Genomic DNA, 19,835 nt, shown 5'->3' on the forward strand with positions numbered 1-19,835 from the left:
CGTTCCGGGGCGGGTCGACCGGCGGCTCAGCCAGGGGCGGCGGTGCCGGTGAGCAGGTCCGTCAGGCGGCGGGCCTGGGTCTCCCAGCGCCACTCCTTCTCCACCCAGGCCCGCCCGGCCGCGCCGAGCTGCCGGGCCAGGTCCCGGTCGGCGAGCAGGGTGGCCACCCGGTCGGCGAGCACGGCGACGTCCCGCCCCGGGACGACGTACCCGGTCTCGCCCTCGCGGACCGCGTCCGGTGCGCCGCCGGAGTCACCGGCCACCACCGGCAGCCCGGTCGCCGACGCCTCCAGGTAGACGATGCCGAGCCCCTCGACGTCCAGCCCCCGGTTGCGGGTACGGCAGGGCATCGCGTAGACGTCACCGGCCGCGTAGTGGGCGGGCAGCGCCTCCCACGGCACCGAGCCGGTGAACACCACGTCACGTTCCACACCGGTGGACCGGGCCAGCTTCTCCAGCGTCGCCCGGTACGGCCCACCCCCGACCACCAGCAGCGCCGCGTCGGGCACCCGGCGGCGGATCGCCGGCAGGGCCCGGATCAGCATGTCCTGGCCCTTGCGTGCGACCAGCCGGGAGACACAGACCACCACCGGCCGGTCGGCCAGCCCGAGCCGGGCCCGCACCGGAGCGCCGTCCACCCCGGGGTGGTAGGTGTCCACGTCGACCCCGGGGGCGAGCCGGTGCAGCTCGGTGACGCCGCGCAGGGCGCGTTCCAGCCGTACCCGGGTGTAGTCGCCGAGGTAGGTGACCACGTCGGTGTCCCGGCCGATCCGGCGCAGCGCGGCGCGGGCCCCCGGCAGCGTCGCCCAGCCGGCCTCGTGGCCGTGGGTCAGCGCCACGGCGCGGCGGATGCCGGCCCGGCGACGCAACCCCCCGGCGAGCAGACCCAGCGGGGCGGCGGCGCCGAACCACACCGTGTCGCAGCCGTGCTCCCGGGCCAGCCGGGCGGCCCGGCGGGCGACCCGCGGGGTCGGCAGCAGCACCCGGGTCGCGTCCCGGACCACCGGGAACGGCTGCGCGGCGTCGAACCCGGCGGTGTCGCGCCAACTGGAGGCGTAGACCACCACCGAGCCGGGCGGCTGGCGGACCGCCAGGTGGTGCACGAACGACTGGATGCCGCCGGGACGGGGCGGGAAGTCGTTGGTGATCAGCAGGGTCCGGGTCACCGGCCGGCCTCCCGGGCGTACGCGCGGGCGGCGGCCATCCGCTCCACCGTGGACGGGTGCGAGGCGAACCAGAGGTACTCCGCCCGGGGCGGGTCGGGATCGGCCAGGTTGACCCCGGCGAGCCGGCGTTGCATCGCCTCGAAGGTGGTCGGGTCGCCGGTGAGCGCCAGGGCGTGCGCGTCGGCCCGCGCCTCGACCCGGCGCGACACCAGCGCCTGCACCGGGCCGGCGACCAGCCCGACGACCGTCACCAGGGCGATCAGCAGCGCGAACGCCCGGGGCTCGGCGATCGAGTCGACGCCCGCCCGGCGCAGCAGCGGCGTCCAGGAGCCGACCAGGTAGAGCGCGACGACCGCGGCGGCGGCCCCGAGCGCGCCGGTCAGCGTGCCGGTCCAGACGTCGCGGTCCTTGGCGTGGCCCAGCTCGTGCGCGACCACGCTGGTCACCTCGGCCGGGGTGGCCTCGCGCAGCAGGGTGTCGTAGACCACCACCCGCCGGGTCGGCCCCAGACCGGAGACGTACGCGTTGACCGCCCGGGTGCGGCGGGAGGCGTCGGCGACCAGCACGTCCCGCACTGGTACGCCGTCGCGCTCGGCGAGCGCGGTCAGCTCGGTACGCAGCGGCCCCTGCTCCATCGGGGTGAACCGGTTGAACACCGGTTCGACCAGCACCGGCAGCACGAAGGACAGCAGCACCACCAGCCCGGCCGCGCCGGCCGCCCCGAACGCCCACCACCAGCGCGGGGCGAGCCGGGTGACGGTGTAGAAGCCGAGCAGCACGGTCGCGGCGAGCACCGCGCTGAGCGCGTACGACTTGAGCAGGTCGACCGTCCAGCCGCCCCAGCCCTGGGTGCTCAGCCCGTACCGGGTCAGCACCGACTGCCGCCAGGCGGCGAACGGGAGGGTGAGCAGGTCGGCGACGAGCACCACGGCGATCCCGCCGAGCACGGCGCGGGCGATCCAGTGGTCGCCGAAGGGTCGCCCGGCCAGCTCGACCAGCCGGGCGCCGAGCGGGGTCAGCCCGAGCAGCAGGGCGACCAGCAGGCCGACGGCCAGCCCGGTGTAGCGGCCGGGGCGCAGGGCCGCCTGCAACGCGCGCCCCCGGGCCACCTGGTCGGCGGGCAGGTCACGCAGCGCGGCGAGCTGGTCGGCGCGGGGGGCCGGGGGCCGGCTCCACGGGACCAGCAGGGCACCGACCACGACCAGGGCCAGCACCAACGCCGCCAGGGTGAGCACCGCCCAGCCGCGCGGGGTCACCGGGGCGCCCCGGGGCCGGGTCTGCGGGCATGGCGTCGTACCCGTGTCATGCCGCCGCTCCTCCCGCCGTGAGCGCCCATCCTATGGCCCGCCGGCGCGGCCCCGCCGTGGTGTCCACCAGCCGCCGCTCCGGCGGGGCGGCGGTCAGGCGACCCGGCGGCGGGTCGACCGGGCCCGGCGGGTCTCGTGGGCCAGCACCTCCACCTCGAAGCCGGAGCGGGTGAGCACCTCGATCGCCCGGTGCTCGGCGGCGCCCAGGCCGGCCGCCGGGGAGTCGGTGTCGAGCAGGGCCGTCACCAGGCAGCCGGCGCAGCCCGCACCCCGGACCCGGCAGCCGTCGCAGTCGATGAGCATCGTGCCTCCTGACGCTGTGCGGCGTCGGGCGGCAGACCCTCGTCACCGCCCGAGCACCGTCGGTCAGGTCGGACACTAGCCATCGGGTACGACACAACCGGACAACCGGTGATCAACACGTCAGGAGCGGGCCAGCCGGCGCAGCAGCGAGTCGGCCCCCAGCGGGTACGCCCCGTGCCGGCGTACCCCGTCGGCGACCTCCCGGTCGGAGGAGACCACCACCACCGGGCGGCCGGGCGGCTCGGCCCGGACCAGCCGGCGGATCAGCTCGTCGGCGGTCTCCCCCTTGCGGGAGAAGAGCACCCGCACCCCGCGCGGGGTGGGCGGCAGGCCGTGCATCCGCTCCGCCCCGTCGAAGACCACCGTCACCTCGTCGCCGGTCTGCGCGGCGATCCCGCCCAGCCCGGTGATCAGCCGTTTGCGCTGCTGCTCCAGGGACATCTCGCCGAACCCGCGTTTGGTGACGTTGTAGCCGTCCACCACCAGGTGCGCCCGGGGCAGGGCGAGCAACTGGTCCAGCCGGGCCGGGTCGTCGGTGTCCCGGGCGCGGGCGGCCGGCCCGCCCTGGGCGGCGGCCGGGGCGTCGGTGAAGGCGTCGGCCACGAAGTCGGCGGGGAGCTTGTCCACCGGGTCCAGGGCCAGTTCGCGGCGCAGCCCCACCGCGGCCTGGCCGATCGTCTCCAGCAGCAGCCACAGCCGGGCGTCGTCGACCGAACGGGCCTCCTTGGCGCTGGCCCTGGCCACGCCCGCCGCCGCCTCGGCCTCGGCCAGCCGGGCCCGTGCCCGGCGCAGCTCGGCGTCGCTGTCGGCGGCGGCACGGGCGGCCCGGCCACGCTCGGTGGCGAGCAGCTCGTTGGCCCGGCGTTCCCTGGCCTGGGTCTCCCGCAGGCCGCGCTGGAGCTGGCGGTTCTCCTCCCGGAGCTGGCCGAGTTCCTCGCGGACCCGGGCCAACTCGTCGCGGAGCTTGTCCGCCTCCACCCGGGCCACCGCCCGGTCGTGCTCGGCCCGGGTGGCCCGCTGTTCGGCCTCGCGGACCAGCTCGGCGACGACCGCGCTGTCCGCTTCGGCGCGGACCGCCGCGCCGCTGGCGTCGATCAGCTCCCGCCAGCCCCGGGGGCGCACCAGGTAGGCCAGGGCGGCCACCTCGACCGGGTCGGCGGCGGCCGGAGCGGTGCCCTCGACCACGGCCGCGCCGAGGTCACCGGCGTCGGTCAGCACCCGGGCGGTGACCCGCTGCCGGAACAGCGGGTCGGCGGTGAGCTGGGCGGCGATCACCGAGCCGCCGAGCCGGGCCCGCCGGTTGGGGGCGAACTTCGCCACCCGGCGCAGCGGCACCGGCACCTCGTCGGCGGGCAGACCGGGCAGGACCGCCGCGGTGAGCGCCACGATCCGCTGCCGGACCGGCTCGGGCAGGACGGGCTCCGGTTCCGGCAGCGCCGTCTCGGCGGCGTCCGCGTCGGTCGTGCCACCGCCGGACGGGTCCGCGTCGACGTCGTCGGCCCCGGCCGCAGCGGCACCGGCCGCCGGCTCCGGGTCGACATCCGGCGGGCCGGCGTCGACCGAGGGCGGGCCGACGTCGGGCGGGACCCCGGGATCGGGCCGGGCCGCCTCGGGCGCCCCCGCACCCAGGTCCCCGCCGGCCCCGGGCGCGGCGGTGGACGACCCCTCCAGCGGGAGGTGGTCGTCGTACGGGTCGGTGAGGGGCATGGGGCAAGTCTCCCACCGCGACCGGGCCCACCGCCGGATGAGTGAGCCGATCTCTCATCCTATGCCGCCCGGGGCCCCTGGGGCTGCGGTGACGGGAGTGTCGCACCGAACGGTTAGCCTGCCGCCCGTGGCACCTGGGGAGTACGTCCAGCAGACCCTGGCCGGCCTGGACCGGTCGGCCGGCGGCGTCGATCCGGCCCTGCCGCTGTACGCGACGACGTTCGTGGTGGTCGACCTGGAGACCACCGGCGGCTCACCCGACGGCGGGGGCATCACCGAGATCGGCGCGGTGAAGGTACGCGGCGGCGAGGAGCTGGGGGTGCTCGCCACCCTGGTCAACCCGGGGGTGCCGATCCCGCCGTTCATCACCGTGCTGACCGGCATCACCCAGGCCATGCTGGTGCCGGCCCCGCCGATCGAGCAGGTGCTGCCGAGCTTCCTGGAGTTCGTCGCCGACGCCGTGCTGGTGGCCCACAACGCGCCGTACGACGTGGGTTTCCTCAAGGCCGCCTGCGCGAAGCACGGCTACCGCTGGCCCAACCCCCGGGTGCTGGACACGGCGGCGCTGGCCCGGCGGGTGCTCAGCCGCGACGAGGTGCCCAACCGCAAGCTGGGCACCCTGGCCGCCTACTTCCGCACCGCCACCCAGCCCACCCACCGGGCGCTCGACGACGCCAAGGCCACCGTGGACGTGCTGCACGGCCTGATCGCCCGGCTCGGTGGGCACCGGGTCGACACCGTCGGCGAGGCGATCGAGTTCGCCCGCGCGGTCACCCCGACCCAGCGGCGCAAACGGCACCTCGCCGACGGGCTGCCCCGGGGGCCCGGGGTCTACATCTTCCGGGCCGCCGACGACCGGCCGCTCTACGTCGGCACCTCCGGCGACATCGCCACCCGGGTCCGCAGCTACTTCACCGCCGCCGAGAAGCGGGCCCGGATGTCGGAGATGCTGGCCGCCGCCGAGCGGGTGGAGGCGGTCCAGTGCGCCCACCCGCTGGAGGCGGAGGTCCGCGAGCTGCGGTTGATCGCCGCGCACGCGCCGCCGTACAACCGGCGGTCGAAGTATCCGGAACGGATGGTGTGGCTCAAGCTCACCGGCGGGCCGTACCCCCGGTTGTCGGTGGTGCGCGGCCTGGCCCCCGGCGACACCGCCTACCTCGGCCCGTTCCGCTCCACCCGGGCCGCCGAGCTGGCCGCCGCCGGGTTCCACGACGCGGTGCCGCTGCGCCAGTGCACCCACCGGCTGTCGCTGCGCACGGTCACGCCGGCCTGCGCGCTGGCCGAGCTGGGCCGCTGCCCGGCGCCCTGCGAGCACCGGATCACCCCGCAGGAGTACGACGACCGCGCGGTCGCCCCGTTCCGCACCGCCACCACCAGTGACCCGCAGGTGGTGGTGGACGCCCTGCTGGCCCGGATCGAGGCGTTGGCCGCCGCGCAGCGCTACGAGGAGGCGGCGGTGGTGCGCTCCCGGCTGGCGGCGGTGCTGCGGGCCACGGTCCGGATGCAGCGGCTGGCCGGGCTGACCCGGATCGCCGAGCTGGCCGCCGCCCGACCCGCCGCCGGGGGAGGCTGGGAGCTGGCGCTGGTCCGGCACGGGCGGCTCGCCGGGGCCGGGGTGTCCCCGCCGGGCGTCCACCCCCGACCGACGATCACCGCGATCCGGGCGACCGCCGAGACGGTGGAGCCGGGCGGTCACGGGCCGGTGCCCCGGGCCACCGCCGAGGAGACCGAGCGGATCCTGTCCTGGTTGGAACGGCCGGAGACCCGGCTGGTGGAGATGACCTCCGAATGGTCGTCCCCGGTGGCCGGCGCGGGACGGTTCCGCGACCTGCTGGCGAAGGCCGAGGGCGGCGGGTCCCACCAACTCTCGACCGAACGCTCATGAGCAAGTGTCCGATCGGACGACCTCGCCTCGCTTAGTCTGTTAAGGGAGTGCAGTCCTGCCCGTTTCGTGGGCCTGCTTCCGGTTGCCGGCGACGGTGACCGTGGAGCCGGGGTGAGGAGGTGTCCCTCGTGGACGTCGACGCCGGACACGGCGCCGCCCTGGGGGGTGCGCTCCCGGCCCAGCCGGGTGAGCTTCCCCTGGCCCGTCGGCTACGGTCCCTGCTGAGCTGGCCGGCCGGTGACGGCGACCCGGTGACCCAGTTGGTGCGTACCCACCGGGGCATCCATTCGAGCGCGGACGCCTCGGTGCTGCGCCGGGCGTACACGATCGCCGAGAACATGCACCGCGGCCAGTTCCGCAAGAGCGGCGAGCCGTACATCACCCACCCGCTGGCGGTCGCCCAGATCTGCGCCGACCTCGGGATGGACACCACCACCCTGGTCGCGGCGCTGCTGCACGACACGGTGGAGGACACCCGCTACACCCTCCAGGCGCTCAGCGAGGACTTCGGGCCCGAGGTGGCGCACCTGGTCGACGGGGTGACGAAGTTCGACAAGGCGTTCTACGGCAAGGCCGCCGAGGCGGAGACGATCCGCAAGATGATCATCGCGGCCGGCAAGGACGTCCGGGTGCTGATCATCAAGCTGGCCGACCGGCTGCACAACATGCGTACCCTCGGGGTCCGCTCGGCCGCCTCCCGGGAGCGGATCGCCCGCAAGACCCAGGAGGTGCTGGTCCCGCTCTGCGACCGGCTCGGCATCCAGACCCTCAAGCGCGACCTGGACGACGTGGTGCTGCTGCACCTGGAACCCGACGAGCACGCCCGGCTGGCCCGGCACGTGCACGACCGGCCCGGCTGGGACGCCTACCTCGACGACGTGGTGGCCCAGGCCAAGGTGGCGCTGCGCCGCAGCCGGGTCGACGCCGAGGTGAGCGTCCGGCCCCGGCACCTCTACTCGATCTGGAAGGACACCGTGGCCGGTGGGCACGCCGTGCCGTACGACCTGCCCCGGATCGTGATCGTGGTGGACGGCCCGGCCACCGACTGTTACGCCGCCCTCGGCGCGGTGCACGGCCGCTGGCGACCGGTCCCCGGCCGGTTCAAGGACTTCATCGCCTCCCCCAAGAACAACCTCTACCGCTCCCTGCACACCAGCGTCTGCGGCCCGCAGGACCGCACGGTGGAGGTGCTGATCCGCACCCGGGAGATGCACCGCTGCGCCGAGTACGGCGTGGCCGCCGACTTCCGTTTCCCCCGGGCCGCCACCGGGTCCAGCAACACCGACCAGCTCTCCTGGCTGCGCCGGGTGCTCGACTGGGAGCAGGAGGCCCCCGACCCGGCCCAGTTCCTCCAGTCGCTGCGGTGCGACCTGGCCGAGGCGCAGATCCAGGTGGTCGCCGACGGCCGGCAGGTGGTGCTCCCGGCCGGGGCCACCCCGGTCGACCTGGCCTACGAGTTGGGCACCGAGCGGGGCGACCACTGCCTCGCGGCGCGGATCAACGGCCGGCTCGCCCCGCTGGCGTCCGAACTGGACGAGGGCGACGTGGTGGAGATCTACACCGAGAGCGACGCGGAGAGCGGCTTCGAGGCCACGGCGGCCCCGCGTGGGCCCCGCCGCGAGTGGCTCGACTTCGTCAAGTCGCCGCACGCGCAGATGCAGATCAGCCGCTGGTTCACCGAGCACGTCGAGCCCGGCATCTCCATCGCCGACAAGGTCCGCCTCGGGCGGGCCACCATCGGCCTGGCGCTGCGCAAGCACAACCGGGGCCTGGCCAGCGACCTGCCGCTGCTGCGGCTGTCGGAGGAACTCGGCTACCCCGACCTGGAGACCCTGCTGGTCGCGGTCTTCGACCGGGCGGTCGAACCAGACACCGTGGTCCGCCAGCTCATCGACCTGGTCGACCATCGACAGTGAGGCCCTGGCCGGGTGACCGGTCGCCCCGCACCCCACGACACCGCACCGACGGCCTAGCCTGGAGGCCATGATCCTCCGTTCCCGCGCCACCGGCCGGGCCGTCGCGTACAAGGTCTTCTACCGGCTGCCGGTCTCGGTGCGTCGTCGCCTGGTCCGGCTCGCCGGGCCGAAGTACGTGGTCGGCGCGGTGGCCCTGGTCCGGGACAGCGGGGCCGCCGGGGCCGGCCGGCTCCTGCTGCTGCGCCAGCCCCCCGGGCACAGTTGGACGCTGCCCGCCGGTCTGCTCCAGCGCGGGGAGGCCCCGGTCGTCGGCGCGGCCCGCGAGCTGTACGAGGAGTCCGGCGTCCGGCTCGCCCCGGAGCAGCTCCGCCCGGCCGTGCCGAACGCCGTGGTGCACACCCGGGGCTGGGTGGACATGGTCTTCGAGGCGGAGGTGCCCGCCGCCACGACGGAGCTGGCCGTGGACGGCGCGGAGGTCTTCGAGGCGGCCTGGCACCCGCTGGACGACCTGCCCCGGCTGAGCCGGGCCACCGCCAACCTGCTCGGCCACTACGGCATCGGGCCGCAGGCCGGCCAGCCGACGACGTGACCGCCCCGGACGGCCTGTGCGCGGTGGTGCTCGCCGCCGGTGAGGGCACCCGGCTGCGCCCGCTGACCGCCCGGGTGCCCAAGGCGCTCTGCCCGGTCGGCAACGTGCCGCTGCTGGACCGGGCCCTGCACCGGCTCGCCGGGCTGGGCCTGACCGGGCCGGGGCGGGTGGCGGTGAACGCCTGCTACCTGGCCGACCAGGTGGTGACGCACGTCGGCGACCGGGCGCATCTGTCGGTGGAGCCGGGTGACCCGTTGGGCACCGCCGGTGGGCTGGGCAACCTGCGGGACTGGATCGCCGGCCGGGGGGTGCTGGTCGGCAACGCCGACGCGTACCTGGCCGATCCCGGTGCCGCCCCCGGGCCGGACGTCGCGGCGCTGCTGGCCGGGTGGGACTTCCGGTCCGTACGCCTGCTGGGCCGGCCGGCACCCGACCCGCGCGCCCCCGGCACCTTCGACGGGCACGTCTTCACCGGTTTCTCGCTGCTGCCCTGGCACCGGGTGCGGGAGCTGCCGGCCAGCTTCGGTGACCTGGTCCGCACGGTGTGGCGGCCGGCGGAGGCGGCCGGCGAGCTGACCGTGGTGCCGTACCCGGGCACGTTCTTCGACACCGGCACGCCCGCCGACTACCTGGCGGCCAACCTGCACGCCGCCGGCGACGACGCGCTGGTCGCCCCGGACGCCACCGTCACCGGCCGGGCCCGGCACGCGGTGGTCGGCGCGGGCGCGGTGGTACGCGGCGACGTGGAGCGCGTGGTGGTCTGGCCCGGCGCGACGGTCGGCCCCCACGAACGGCTCCGCGACGCGATCCGGGCGGGCGACGGGCTCACCGTGGCCGCCTCACCAGGCGAAGGTTGATCACCGGTGTCAGAATCACCGGCATGCAGCCCTCCGTGCCCCGCATCCCCCTGTCGGTCGGCTACCGGTCGAGCCGTACCGGTCGGGTCGTCTCGCTGCTGGTGCTGGGTGCCCTCCTGACGGTCACCTGCGGTTGTGTCGGCGCGTTCCTCGGGACCGGTCTGAACGCGGCGGGCGGTGACGGCAGCCCGGCGCTGCCGGCGCTCGTCGCGCTGCTGTCGGCCGGGCTGGTCATGCTCCTCGTCGGCCTGCTGGTGACCAGCATCGTGCGCACCGGCGCCTGGCTGGAGGGCAGCCGGCTCACCGTGGTCGGGCTCACCGCCAGGAGCGTCGACCTGCGGTCCGCCCGGTCGGTGTCGCTGCACGCGGCGGCCGTCGCGCATACCGGCGTCTCCGGCGACGGTTCGCTGGTCGCCACCGGCGCGGTCACCCGGACCCCGGTGCTCACCGTCACCGCCGACACCGGCACGGTCAAGCTGGGGCTGCGCAGCAGGGAGAGCCTGCTCATCCCGCCGCCCGAGATGTACGCCCTGGCCGCCGCGCTGGACACCGCCCGCTGCCCGGGGGCGGCCGAGGCGGCGGCCTGGCTGCGTGCCATGGCCGCCGACCCCCGCACCATGCTGCTCTGACCGGCACGCCCGGCCCGGTCTTGATCGACCCGATGTCGCCGATGTAGCGGCCTCCACCCGGCCCGGACAGCGCAATATCAGCGACATCGCGACAGGCCCCGACCCGGCGGCCCGGGGGCGGGTGGGGGCGGCACTAGCATGGTCAACGACGCCAGGTCGGCGTCGCGCCGGGCACGACGAACGGAGAATCGTCAAGTGATCACCGCGATCGTCCTGATCGACTGCGCCACCGACTCGATCCCCGAGGTGGCCGAGAACCTGGCCAACCTGCCCGGTGTCAGCGAGGTCTACTCGGTGGCCGGGCACGTCGACCTGATCGCCATCGTCCGGGTCCGGGAGTTCGAGCAGATCGCCAAGGTCATCGCCGGCAGCATCTCCAAGGTCCCCGGGGTGCTCAACACCGAGTCGCACATCGCCTTCCGCGCCTACTCCCAGCACGACCTGGAGGAGGCGTTCGCGATCGGCCTGGCCAGCGCCGACTGACCGCCGCCGGACAGGCGACGGTGGCCGGCCCGCTGGGGACCGGCCACCGTCAGGTGGTACGGGACGTCAGCTGTTGCCCGGAGCCGGCGTCTCGGTGGTGCCACCCGGTTCCGGCGACTCCGTGGTGCCGCCCGGGGCCGGGGACTCGGTCGTGCCGCCCGGAGCCGGCGTACCGCTGCCACCCGGGCTCGCGGTGCCGCTGGCGCTGGTCTGCGGGACCGGGACGCCCAACTCCTGGGCCAGGGCGACCAGCGCGTCGTAGTGCGCCTGCAACACCGGCAGCGCGTCCTGCGCGAGCTGGACCACCGACTGCTCGGAGCCCTGCGAGATCTCGGTCTGGGTGGCCTGGATGGCCTGCACGTGACCGGCCAGCTCAGCGGTCACCCACGCCTTGTCGAACGCGGCACCGTTGAGGCCGTTGAGCTTGTCGATCACCTTCTGCTGGTCGGCCGTCGGCGCGTTCGGCAGGGTCACGTTCAGCTGCTGGGCGGTGCTCTTCACCGTCTGGTCGAGCTGGGTGTGATCGGTGACGAACTGCTGCCCCAACTGCTTGACCTGCTCGTTCTGCCCCTTCTTCTGGGCCAGGTTCCCGGTGACGATCTCGGCCAGGTTGACCTGGTGCACCGCCTGCAGGTACTGGGTGTCCTGCGCCGACGGCTGCGCGGCGGCCTGCGCGGCAGCCGCGGGGGCCAGGCCGACCACCACCAGCGTGGCCAGCAGTCCCAGGCGTTTGATACCCAACATGTTCCCTCCCCGTTTTTCGTTGGACCGCACGGATACCCGGCTGGCGCGGGTTATTCCTGCGCTTTCCACCCGTTGGTGGCCGGTCACGCCGCCCGCCGACGGTGCGGCCGGCCGGCCGCCGGAACGGACGAAGCGCCCGCCGGAGGACTCCGGCGGGCGCTTCGGCGCAGTGGTACGGGAAGGTCAGCGGCGGGAGTCTCCGCTGCCGATCTCCTCCCGCTCGGGGCGGGGTTCCACCGGCGGGTGCCCCGGCGAGACCGGCGCCTCGACCGGCTTCTCGATCGGGTAGAAGAAGCCCCGGATCGCCGGGCCGAGCGCCCCGAGCCGGTTCATCTTCTTCGGCACCACCCAGCCGACGTAGTCCAGTTCACCGTGCCCGTGGCCGTCACCGGCGCTGAGCGGCTGGTGGACCTCCTCGAACCGGCCGTCGGGCAGCCGCCGGATGATGCCGGTCTCCACGCCGTGGGCCAGCACCTCCCGGTCGTGCTGCTGGAGACCGAGGCAGATCCGGTACGTGACGTAGTACGCCAGCGGCGGGATGAACAGCAGGCCGATCCGGCCCGCCCAGGTCATCGCGTTCAGGCTGATGTGGAACTTGTCGGCGATCACGTCGTTGGCCCCGGAGAGGGTCAGCACGATGTAGAAGGCGACGGCCATCGCGCCCACCGCGGTCCGGGCCGGCACGTCCCGGGGGCGTTGCAGCAGGTTGTGGTGCCGGTAGTCCTTGAGCTGCCGCGCCTCCACGAACGGGTAGAGCGTGGAGAGCCCGACCAGGATGCCCGGCAGCACGACCGTCGGCCAGAACAGCGGCGGGATGACGTACCCGTTGCCGATCGGGATGTTGATCTCCCAGGCGGGCATCAGACGGGTCGAGCCGTCGAGGAACATGACGTACCAGTCGGGCTGGCTGGCCGCCGAGACCACCCACGCCTCGTACGGGCCGAAGTACCAGATCGGGTTGATCTGGAACAGGCCGCCCATCAGCGCGATCACGCCGAAGACGACCATGAAGAAGCCGCCCTGCTTGAGCGCGTAGCGCGGGAACATCCGCTCGCCGACCACGTTCTCGTTGGTCCGGCCGGGGCCGGGCCACTGGGTGTGCTTCTGCTTGAACACCAGGCCCAGGTGGGCGCTGATCAGCGCGACCAGCAGGCCCGGGATCAGCAGCACGTGGGCGATGAAGAACCGGCTGATGATGATCTCACCGGGGAACTCGCCGCCGAAGACCGACGAGGTGACCCAGGAGCCGATCACCGGGATCGACAGCATGATGCCGGAGGCGATCCGCAGGCCGGTGCCGGACAGGCCGTCGTCCGGCAGCGAGTAGCCGGTGAAGCCGGCCAGGAAGCCGACCCAGAACAGCAGCGAGCCGATGATCCAGTTGGTCTCCCGCGGCTTGCGGAACGCGCCGGTGAAGAAGACCCGCATCATGTGCACCACGATCGCGGCCATGAACAGCAGCGCGGACCAGTGGTGCATCTGCCGCATGATCAGGCCACCCCGGACATCGAACGAGATGTCCAGGCTGGAGGCGTACGCGGCGGACATCGGGGTGCCCCGCAGCGGGGCGTAGCTGCCGTTGTAGACCACCTCGGTCATCGCCGGCTCGTAGAAGAAGGTCAGGAAGACCCCGGTGAGCAGCAGCACGACGAACGAGAAGAGCGCGATCTCGCCGAGCAGGAACGACCAGTGGTCCGGGAAGACCTTGTTGAGCAGCTTGCGCAGCGGGGTGGCGACCTGGAAGCGGTCGTCCACTCCCCCGGCGGCCTTGCCCGGCACCGCTGCTACGTCAAACTTTCGGCGCTTCATGGCCGCTCCCAGAAGTCGGGGCCGACGGTTTCGGTGTAGTCGGACTTCGCCACGAAGAAGCCGTCCTCGTCCACCTCGATCGGCAGCTGGGGCAGCCGCCGGCTCGCCGGGCCGAAGACCGGCCGGGCGTTGTCGGTGATCAGGAACTGGCTCTGGTGGCACGGGCAGAGCAGCCGGTTGGTCTGCTGCTCGTACAGGCTCGCCGGGCAGCCGGCGTGGGTGCAGATCTTGGAGTACGCCGCGTAGTTGCCCCACATGTAGTCACCGTGGCCGACCCGCGAGTTGGCCTGCCGGGACTTCTCCGCGTCGGTCTCCCGCAGGTGGATCAGCAGGGTCGGCGAGTCGGCGTGCTTGTTGCTGACGCCGTGCTCGATGCCGGGGAAGACGGTCAGCTGGCCGCCGGCGCTGACGTCGGCGGGGCGGATCGGCCGGCCGTCCTCGCGGACCAGCCGGATCTTCTTGCCGTCGGCCGGGGCGAAGCCGGTGGTGAACATCTGGTTGTTCTTGTGCGGGTTGGAGATCAGCCCACCGACCAGCGGGGCCGCGGCGACCGCGCCGACCGGCAGCAGGCCGGCGACCAGCGAGACGCCGAGCAGCGGACGACGCCGTACCCCCATCTCGTCGGCGAGGTAGAGCATGGTCTCGCCGGTGATCTTCCGGTCCTCCGCCGAGCCGGGACCGTCGTGCCGGTCCTGGATCGAGACCTCCTTGGGCAGCAGCTTCTTGCCCCAGGTGAGGATGCCGAAGCCGATGCCGAGCAGGGCGACGCCGAGGGTGAGGCCGAGCAGCGGGGTGTACCACTTGTCGCCGCCGCGACCCGGCTCGTACTCCCAGGGCCACCAGATGTAGACCACCAGGAACGCGGTGGCGGCCAGGCCGGTGAGCAGGAACATCGCCGCGACCGTACGGGTCAGCCGGCGCTCGGCCTTGCTGCCCGGGACGACCTGCTCCTCGTAGTGGACGATCTCGATGTCGTCCCGCCGGGCCCCCTCCTGGACGATGTCGAACCGGGAGAGCCGGGGGTCGTGGACGTCGAGCGGCTCCCGGTCCTGCGGGGCGTGCTGCTCGGTCTTGGTGCTCATGCCGTCACCTCGCTACGGGCGGTGCCGGCGCACGGCACCACGGCAATGGTGTTGACGATCCGCCCGGTCACGACTTGCCCGCAATCCACAGGCTCGCGAAGACCAGCGCGACGATGCCCACCAGGAAGATCGCCAGGCCCTCGGTGGACGGACCGTACCGGCCGAGGTTGAAGCCGCCCTGGTCCTGGTCGGCCTTCAGGGTCTCCTGGATGTAGGCGATGATGTCCGCCTTCTGCTCCGGGGTGATCTGGTTGTCGCCGAACACCGGCATGTTCTGCGGGCCGCTGAGCATCGCGGCGTAGATCTGCGCGTCGCTGGCCGGGGCCAGGCTCGGGGCGTACTTGCCGGAGGAGAGCGCGCCGCCGCCACCGCCGAAGGCGTGGCACTGCGAGCAGTTGATCCGGAACAGCTCGCCACCGGTGGCCAGGTTGGCGCCCTCGCGGAGGTTGCCCTGCGGGACCTGCGGGCCCCCGCCGAGCTCCTGGATGTACTGGCCGAGCTGACGCACCTGCTCGTCGGTGAAGACCGGCGGCTTGCGCATGGCCTGCGCCTCCTGCCGGGCCATCGGCATCCGACCGCTGCCGACCTGGAACTCGACCGACGCGGAGCCGACCCCGATCAGGCTCGGGCCACGACCCTCGACACCCTGGGCGTTGCGACCGTGGCAGGTCACGCAGCTCACGTCGAACAGCGCCTTGCCCTCGGCCGCGGCGCCGGTGAGCGGCGGGTTTTCCTGCGCCTGCACGCCGGGGGCGAAGACGGTGTAGGCGCCGCCGGCCAGCGTCAACGCGGCGATCAGCCGGAACGCCGCGCCCAGCCGGCGGCGGCCCCTGCTGCGCGCCGCGGGCCGCCCGCGCAGGCGCGCGAGCAGACCGCGTCGGCGGTCGTTGTCAGAAGTCATGACCTGTGTCCTTAACCGGTTGGACCTTGTCTCAGGGGACGGAGCAGCGGCGCGGAACGTGACACGCCAAGATCACTGAAGCCAGTAGATCATGCCGTACAGCCCGATCCACACGACATCGACGAAGTGCCAGTAGTACGACACGACGATCGCCGACGTGGCCTGGGCCGGGGTGAACCGGCCCATGGTGGTGCGGATCATGAAGATGATGAAGGCGATGAGACCGCCGGTCACGTGCAGGCCGTGGAAGCCGGTGGTCAGGTAGAACATCGACCCGTAACCGTCTTCGTTGATCTTCACGCCCTCGTGCACCAGGGTCAGGTACTCGTTCGCCTGGCCGAGCACGAAGATCAGGCCCATCACGAAGGTGATCGTGAACCAGCGCCGCAGGGCGTGGACGTCACCCTTCTCGGCCGCGAACACACCGAGCTGGCAGGTCACCGAGGACAGCACCAGGATCACCGTGAAGGTGGTCGCATAGGGGATGTTGAGGACCTCGGTGTGCTTCTCCCACTGCTCCGGCGCCGCCGCGCGGATCGAGAAGTACATCGCGAACAGCGCCGCGAAGAACATGAGTTCGCTGGAGAGCCACACGATCGTCCCGACGCTGACCATGTTGGGCCGCGTCAGAGAGTGGATCCGGCTCTTGTCAATGGCTGGGGCCGCAGTCACGCGGTCATTATTGCCCTTGACCGGGGCGGGCGATCAGCGGGGGGCCAAACCCGGGGAGGGGATGGCCCGATCGTGGCGGTCCGGTTCGCCTGGCCTAGCCTGAAAAGCGTGCTGCACGTCGATTCGATCTTCGCCGCCACCTCGGCGACCCCGCCCACCAGCCTCGCCGCCGGCGGCGTCGAGGTACCGCCGCCGTTCGACATCACCCGGGTCTTCACCGAGACCCGGCTGGACAGCTGGCTCGCCCTGGGCCTGGTCCTCGCCGCCGGCCTCTACCTCTACGGGGTCCACCGGCTGCGGCTGCGCGGCGACCACTGGCCGGTGATCCGTACCGTCTGCTTCCTCGGGCCCGGCCTGGGCGGCATCGCCGCGGTCACCGTCAGTGGGCTGCACGCCTACGACACCGCCCTGCTCTCGGTGCACATGGTGCAGCACATGGTGCTGTCGATGATCTCGCCGATCTTCCTGGCCCTGGGCGCGCCGGTCACCCTGGCGCTGCGCACCCTGCCGGTCGGCCCGCGCAAGCGGCTGCTGGCCGTCGTGCACAGCCGGATCGCCCGGATCTACGGCTTCCCGCTGGTGGCGTTCAGCATCTTCGTGGTCAACCCGTTCGCGCTCTACTTCACCGACCTGTACCGCTACACCCTCGAACACGCCTGGGCGCACGAGCTGGTGCACGCGCACTTCATCATGACCGGCTGCGTGTTCTTCTGGCCGCTGCTCGGGCTCGACCCGCTGCCCGGCCGCTGGCCGTACCCGGCGCGGGCGCTGCTGATGCTGCTGTCGGTGCCGTTCCACACCGTGCTCGGGCTCACCATCATGCAGAGCACCACGCTGTTCGGCGGCGACTGGTACCCGTCGCTGGGCCTGGCCTGGTCCGACCCGTGGAACGACCAGGTGGTCGCCGGCGGCATCCTGTGGGCCGGTGGCGAGTTCGTCAGCGTGACGATGATCGCCGTGCTGGTCGTCCAGTGGATCAAGCAGTCCGAGCGGGAGGCCCGCCGGGTGGACCGCGAGCTGGACCGGCAGGAGGCCCGCGACCGCGCCGCCGAGGCCGCCGCCACCCCGGCCGCGGCCCCCGGAACCCCGTCCTGAGCTGCCGCGACACCCGGTCCGCCGGGGGCCGGCAGGCGGGATGTCGGGTACGCCACACCGCCCGGTACGATCAACGGGCAGCAACGAGGAGTACAGCCCATGAGTGAGCGCAGCGAGCGAGTCAGGCTCAGTGCGACGGTGCCTCATCACGGCACGGAGCGAAGCGGAGTGCCGGCATGAGCGAGCGTCTTTGCACCGTCCTGCTCTACAGCGACGACCCGCAGGTCCGGGACCGGATGCGGCTGGCCGTCGGCACCCGTCCCGCACCCGGCCTGACGATCGAGTTCGTCGAGGCGTCCGACTACGCCGGCTGCGTCCGGCTGGTCGACGACTACGAGATCGACCTGATGCTGCTCGACGGTGAGGCCAGCCCCGGCGGCGGCCTCGGCATCGCCCGCCAGATCAAGGACGACCGGGACGACGCCCCGCCGACCTGCGTGGTCATCGCCCGGGCCGCCGACCGATGGCTCGCCTCGTACGCGCAGGTCGACGGCGTGCTGATGCACCCGCTCGACCCGGTGACCACCGGCACCACGGTCGCCGAGCTGCTGCGTACGCACGCCGCCGCCTGAGTCGCAGACACTCGGCGGCGCCCAGGCGCCCGGGGTGACGGGCGCACCCGTCCACCCGCACCCCACGCCCGCCTCGGGAGGCCCACCATGGGCGATCGGACCTGGCCGCACCTGCTCAACGCGCTGCTGCGCGGCGACGAGCTGTCCACCGCCGACACCGCCTGGGCGATGAACGAGATCATGGCGGGTGCCGCCGTACCGGCGCAGATCGCCGGGTTCGCGATCGCGCTGCGGGCCAAGGGCGAGACCCCGGCCGAACTGGCCGGCCTGGTCGAGGCGATGCTCGGCAACGCGGTGCCGGTGACCCTGCCGGAGGAGCTGCGGCGCACCTCGGTCGACGTGGTGGGCACCGGCGGTGACCTCGCCCACACGGTCAACATCTCGACGATGACCGCGCTGGTGGTGGCCGGCGCCGGCGTCCGGGTGGTCAAGCACGGCAACCGGGCCGCCTCGTCCCTGTGCGGCACCGCCGACCTGCTGGAATTCTTCGGCGTGCCGCTGGATCTCGGCCCGGAGCAGGTGACCCGGTGCGTGGCCGAGGCGGGGATCGGCTTCTGCTTCGCGGCCCGGTTCCACCCCGGGATGCGCCACGCCGGCCCGGTCCGCCGGGAGATCGGCGTGCCGACCGCGTTCAACTTCCTCGGTCCGCTGACCAATCCGGCCCGGCCGCACGCCGGGGCGGTCGGTTGCTTCGACGCCCGGATGGCCCCGGTGATGGCCGAGGTGTTCGCCCGCCGGAGCGACTCGGTGATCGTGATGCGCGGCGAGGACGGCCTGGACGAGTTCACCACCGCCGCGCCGACCCGGGTCTGGGTGGCCCAGCAGGGCACCGTACGGGAGGCCCTGCTGGACGCGGCCGACCTCGGGGTACCCCGGTCCACCCTGGCCGACCTGCGGGGCGGCGACGCGGCCCACAACGCCGCCGTGGCCCGGCGGCTGCTGGCCGGCGAGACCGGCCCGGTCCGCGACGCCGTCCTGGTCAACGCGGCCGTCGCGCTCGCCACCCAGGCCCCGCTGGACGGTGACCTCACCGAGGCGGTCCGTGCCGGCATGGCCCGGGCCACCGAGTCGATCGACTCGGGGGCGGCGGCGGCCGTCCTGGAACGCTGGGTCGACGTCGCCCGCTCCCTCTGACAGCGATGATGTGGGAACGGGTCACCCGGCCGGGCGGTGTGCCGGCCCCGGGCTGGTGGCGGCGCGTCGGGGCCCGGTGCGCCCGGCCGTGCCGTTGGGGCTGACGGGGGCGTGTCGGAGGGGCGTGGGAAACTACACGGGAGTAGTTTTTCCGTTTCCGACGATGGCGGCGATGCCCATCGGCGGGTTCCGGAGCGAGAGGAGACGCCCGTGTCGGACCGCGAGCTCTACTGCGACACCTGCGAGGGCGTTCAGCCGTTCGAGGCGCCGCCGTGCCCCGACGGTCACGGCGTCGACTGTCCCGAGCTGGCCTGCACCGGCTGCGGCGCGGCGGTGCTGATCGCGACCTTCGCCTTCCAGCCCACCCGCCTGGCCGACCGTCGCCGCCGCCCGTCAGCCGGCCGTCACGCGGCCTGACCCTGCGGAGGCACCGCCGGCTCCCGGGTCCCGTCGCGGGCTCCGGCCTGCTGAGCGGCATGACAGGATCACCGGATGCTCCGACTCACGGATTTCATCATCGACTGCCCGGACACGATGCGGCTGGCGGCCTTCTACGCCGCGGTGACGGGTCGCCCGGTCAAGGAGGGCAGCGACGAGGAGTGGGCCGGCATCCGGTTCGGCGAAATCGAGCTGGCCTTCATCAGGGTGGCGGAGTACCACGCCCCGCGGTGGCCCGACGGCGAGCACCCCAAGCAGTTCCACCTCGACTTCGAAGTCGACGACATCGAGGCCGAACAGCGCCGCGTCCTGACCCTCGGCGCGACCCTGGAGCAGGACTTCGTCGGCCCCGAAGGCTACGGATGGCGGGTCTACACCGACCCCGTCGGTCACCCCTTCTGCCTCTGCCGCAACCGGGGTGTCACCTGGACCGACCAGGGACCCGTCTGGCCCGATCGGCTCAACTGAGCCGAAGCGGCGGTGACAGGTCCGCCGGGACACCGCCACCTCGGCCCCCTGGAGTCGATCACGCGACGACGACGGGCC

20 protein-coding genes are annotated in these 19,835 nt (G+C 73.5%); 11 read left to right on the plus strand and 9 right to left on the minus strand.

Annotated features, from left to right (window positions below; genetic code table 11):
- Positions 1-26: 26 nt before the first annotated feature.
- The 4 genes from H1A17_RS17175 to H1A17_RS17190 all read right to left on the minus strand — a co-directional run bounded on the left by H1A17_RS17175 (position 27) and on the right by H1A17_RS17190 (position 4,483).
- Positions 27-1,166 (minus strand): glycosyltransferase family 4 protein, encoded by a 1,140-nt coding sequence (locus H1A17_RS17175; protein ID WP_194822333.1) that lies wholly within the window; start codon positions 1,164-1,166, stop codon positions 27-29.
- On the minus strand, positions 1,163-2,422 hold the full coding sequence (locus H1A17_RS17180; protein ID WP_194822334.1) for a M48 family metallopeptidase: 1,260 nt from the start codon (positions 2,420-2,422) through the stop codon (positions 1,163-1,165). The genes H1A17_RS17175 and H1A17_RS17180 overlap by 4 nt, the downstream gene beginning before the upstream one ends.
- A gap of 144 nt (positions 2,423-2,566) precedes the next feature.
- The gene (locus H1A17_RS17185) at positions 2,567-2,776 is read right to left on the minus strand and encodes a hypothetical protein (protein WP_091237684.1); all 210 of its coding nucleotides are present in this window, start codon (positions 2,774-2,776) and stop codon (positions 2,567-2,569) included.
- A gap of 120 nt (positions 2,777-2,896) precedes the next feature.
- On the minus strand, positions 2,897-4,483 hold the full coding sequence (locus tag H1A17_RS17190) for an NYN domain-containing protein (RefSeq protein WP_194822335.1): 1,587 nt from the start codon (positions 4,481-4,483) through the stop codon (positions 2,897-2,899).
- A gap of 127 nt (positions 4,484-4,610) precedes the next feature.
- Between H1A17_RS17190 and H1A17_RS17195 the strand changes: the two genes are divergently transcribed.
- The 6 genes from H1A17_RS17195 to H1A17_RS17220 all read left to right on the plus strand — a co-directional run bounded on the left by H1A17_RS17195 (position 4,611) and on the right by H1A17_RS17220 (position 10,842).
- Entirely contained in the window at positions 4,611-6,368 is a 1,758-nt protein-coding gene (locus H1A17_RS17195) for a DEDD exonuclease domain-containing protein (protein WP_145921042.1), read from the plus strand.
- A 128-nt stretch (positions 6,369-6,496) separates the two neighbouring features.
- A complete protein-coding gene (locus tag H1A17_RS17200) occupies positions 6,497-8,284 on the plus strand; it encodes a bifunctional (p)ppGpp synthetase/guanosine-3',5'-bis(diphosphate) 3'-pyrophosphohydrolase (protein ID WP_145922965.1) in 1,788 nt (595 codons plus the stop codon).
- Positions 8,285-8,351: 67 nt separating this feature from the next.
- On the plus strand, positions 8,352-8,873 hold the full coding sequence (locus H1A17_RS17205) for an NUDIX hydrolase (protein WP_145921043.1): 522 nt from the start codon (positions 8,352-8,354) through the stop codon (positions 8,871-8,873).
- Positions 8,870-9,730: a sugar phosphate nucleotidyltransferase gene (locus H1A17_RS17210; protein ID WP_145921044.1), complete on the plus strand. Its 861-nt coding sequence runs from the start codon at positions 8,870-8,872 to the stop codon at positions 9,728-9,730. Before H1A17_RS17205 ends, H1A17_RS17210 begins: the two co-directional genes overlap by 4 nt.
- A gap of 23 nt (positions 9,731-9,753) precedes the next feature.
- Complete coding sequence (locus H1A17_RS17215) at positions 9,754-10,359, plus strand: hypothetical protein (protein ID WP_145921045.1); 606 nt, start codon at positions 9,754-9,756, stop codon at positions 10,357-10,359.
- Between the two features lie 195 nt (positions 10,360-10,554).
- Complete coding sequence (locus tag H1A17_RS17220; protein WP_088644676.1) at positions 10,555-10,842, plus strand: Lrp/AsnC family transcriptional regulator; 288 nt, start codon at positions 10,555-10,557, stop codon at positions 10,840-10,842.
- A gap of 66 nt (positions 10,843-10,908) precedes the next feature.
- Here H1A17_RS17220 and H1A17_RS17225 read toward each other — a convergent pair whose 3' ends face one another.
- The 5 genes from H1A17_RS17225 to H1A17_RS17245 form a co-directional block, all read right to left on the minus strand.
- Positions 10,909-11,586, minus strand: coding sequence for a DUF4142 domain-containing protein (locus H1A17_RS17225; protein WP_088644675.1), 678 nt, complete (start codon positions 11,584-11,586; stop codon positions 10,909-10,911).
- A 183-nt stretch (positions 11,587-11,769) separates the two neighbouring features.
- On the minus strand, positions 11,770-13,395 hold the full coding sequence (locus H1A17_RS17230) for a cytochrome bc complex cytochrome b subunit (protein ID WP_088644674.1): 1,626 nt from the start codon (positions 13,393-13,395) through the stop codon (positions 11,770-11,772).
- Positions 13,392-14,477, minus strand: coding sequence for a ubiquinol-cytochrome c reductase iron-sulfur subunit (locus tag H1A17_RS17235; RefSeq protein ID WP_145921046.1), 1,086 nt, complete (start codon positions 14,475-14,477; stop codon positions 13,392-13,394). Before H1A17_RS17235 ends, H1A17_RS17230 begins: the two co-directional genes overlap by 4 nt.
- A 67-nt stretch (positions 14,478-14,544) precedes the next feature.
- Positions 14,545-15,378, minus strand: a complete 834-nt coding sequence (locus H1A17_RS17240; RefSeq protein WP_145921047.1) for a cytochrome c — start codon at positions 15,376-15,378, stop codon at positions 14,545-14,547.
- A gap of 72 nt (positions 15,379-15,450) precedes the next feature.
- Positions 15,451-16,050 carry a heme-copper oxidase subunit III gene (locus tag H1A17_RS17245; protein WP_088644671.1) on the minus strand — a complete coding sequence of 200 codons (600 nt, stop codon included), beginning with the start codon at positions 16,048-16,050 and terminating at the stop codon, positions 15,451-15,453.
- Positions 16,051-16,158: 108 nt separating this feature from the next.
- Here H1A17_RS17245 and H1A17_RS17250 point away from each other — a divergent pair, with 108 nt between their 5' ends.
- The 5 genes from H1A17_RS17250 to H1A17_RS17270 all read left to right on the plus strand — a co-directional run bounded on the left by H1A17_RS17250 (position 16,159) and on the right by H1A17_RS17270 (position 19,757).
- The gene (locus tag H1A17_RS17250; RefSeq protein WP_145921048.1) at positions 16,159-17,145 is read left to right on the plus strand and encodes a cytochrome c oxidase assembly protein; all 987 of its coding nucleotides are present in this window, start codon (positions 16,159-16,161) and stop codon (positions 17,143-17,145) included.
- 176 nt (positions 17,146-17,321) lie between these two features.
- A complete protein-coding gene (locus tag H1A17_RS17255) occupies positions 17,322-17,717 on the plus strand; it encodes a hypothetical protein (protein WP_145921049.1) in 396 nt (131 codons plus the stop codon).
- An 87-nt stretch (positions 17,718-17,804) separates the two neighbouring features.
- On the plus strand, positions 17,805-18,851 hold the full coding sequence (gene trpD / locus H1A17_RS17260) for an anthranilate phosphoribosyltransferase (protein ID WP_194822336.1): 1,047 nt from the start codon (positions 17,805-17,807) through the stop codon (positions 18,849-18,851).
- Between the two features lie 210 nt (positions 18,852-19,061).
- On the plus strand, positions 19,062-19,268 hold the full coding sequence (locus H1A17_RS17265; protein WP_145921051.1) for a hypothetical protein: 207 nt from the start codon (positions 19,062-19,064) through the stop codon (positions 19,266-19,268).
- Between the two features lie 75 nt (positions 19,269-19,343).
- Entirely contained in the window at positions 19,344-19,757 is a 414-nt protein-coding gene (locus H1A17_RS17270) for a VOC family protein (RefSeq protein WP_194822337.1), read from the plus strand.
- The last annotated feature ends 78 nt before the right edge of the window (positions 19,758-19,835 follow it).

Source organism: Micromonospora sp. S-DT3-3-22 (assembly GCF_015354745.1).
Lineage (GTDB): Bacteria > Actinomycetota > Actinomycetes > Mycobacteriales > Micromonosporaceae > Micromonospora > Micromonospora wenchangensis.

Coding starts and splice junctions, on each gene's coding strand:
- H1A17_RS17185 (WP_091237684.1), bottom strand. CDS start 2,776: ATGCTCATCGACTGCGACGGCTGCCGGGTCCGGGGTGCGGGCTGCGCC.
- H1A17_RS17190 (WP_194822335.1), bottom strand. CDS start 4,483: ATGCCCCTCACCGACCCGTACGACGACCACCTCCCGCTGGAGGGGTCG.
- H1A17_RS17205 (WP_145921043.1), top strand. CDS start 8,352: ATGATCCTCCGTTCCCGCGCCACCGGCCGGGCCGTCGCGTACAAGGTC.
- H1A17_RS17215 (WP_145921045.1), top strand. CDS start 9,754: ATGCAGCCCTCCGTGCCCCGCATCCCCCTGTCGGTCGGCTACCGGTCG.
- H1A17_RS17225 (WP_088644675.1), bottom strand. CDS start 11,586: ATGTTGGGTATCAAACGCCTGGGACTGCTGGCCACGCTGGTGGTGGTC.
- H1A17_RS17230 (WP_088644674.1), bottom strand. CDS start 13,395: ATGAAGCGCCGAAAGTTTGACGTAGCAGCGGTGCCGGGCAAGGCCGCC.
- H1A17_RS17235 (WP_145921046.1), bottom strand. CDS start 14,477: ATGAGCACCAAGACCGAGCAGCACGCCCCGCAGGACCGGGAGCCGCTC.
- H1A17_RS17240 (WP_145921047.1), bottom strand. CDS start 15,378: ATGACTTCTGACAACGACCGCCGACGCGGTCTGCTCGCGCGCCTGCGC.
- H1A17_RS17255 (WP_145921049.1), top strand. CDS start 17,322: ATGAGCGAGCGTCTTTGCACCGTCCTGCTCTACAGCGACGACCCGCAG.
- trpD (WP_194822336.1), top strand. CDS start 17,805: ATGGGCGATCGGACCTGGCCGCACCTGCTCAACGCGCTGCTGCGCGGC.
- H1A17_RS17270 (WP_194822337.1), top strand. CDS start 19,344: ATGCTCCGACTCACGGATTTCATCATCGACTGCCCGGACACGATGCGG.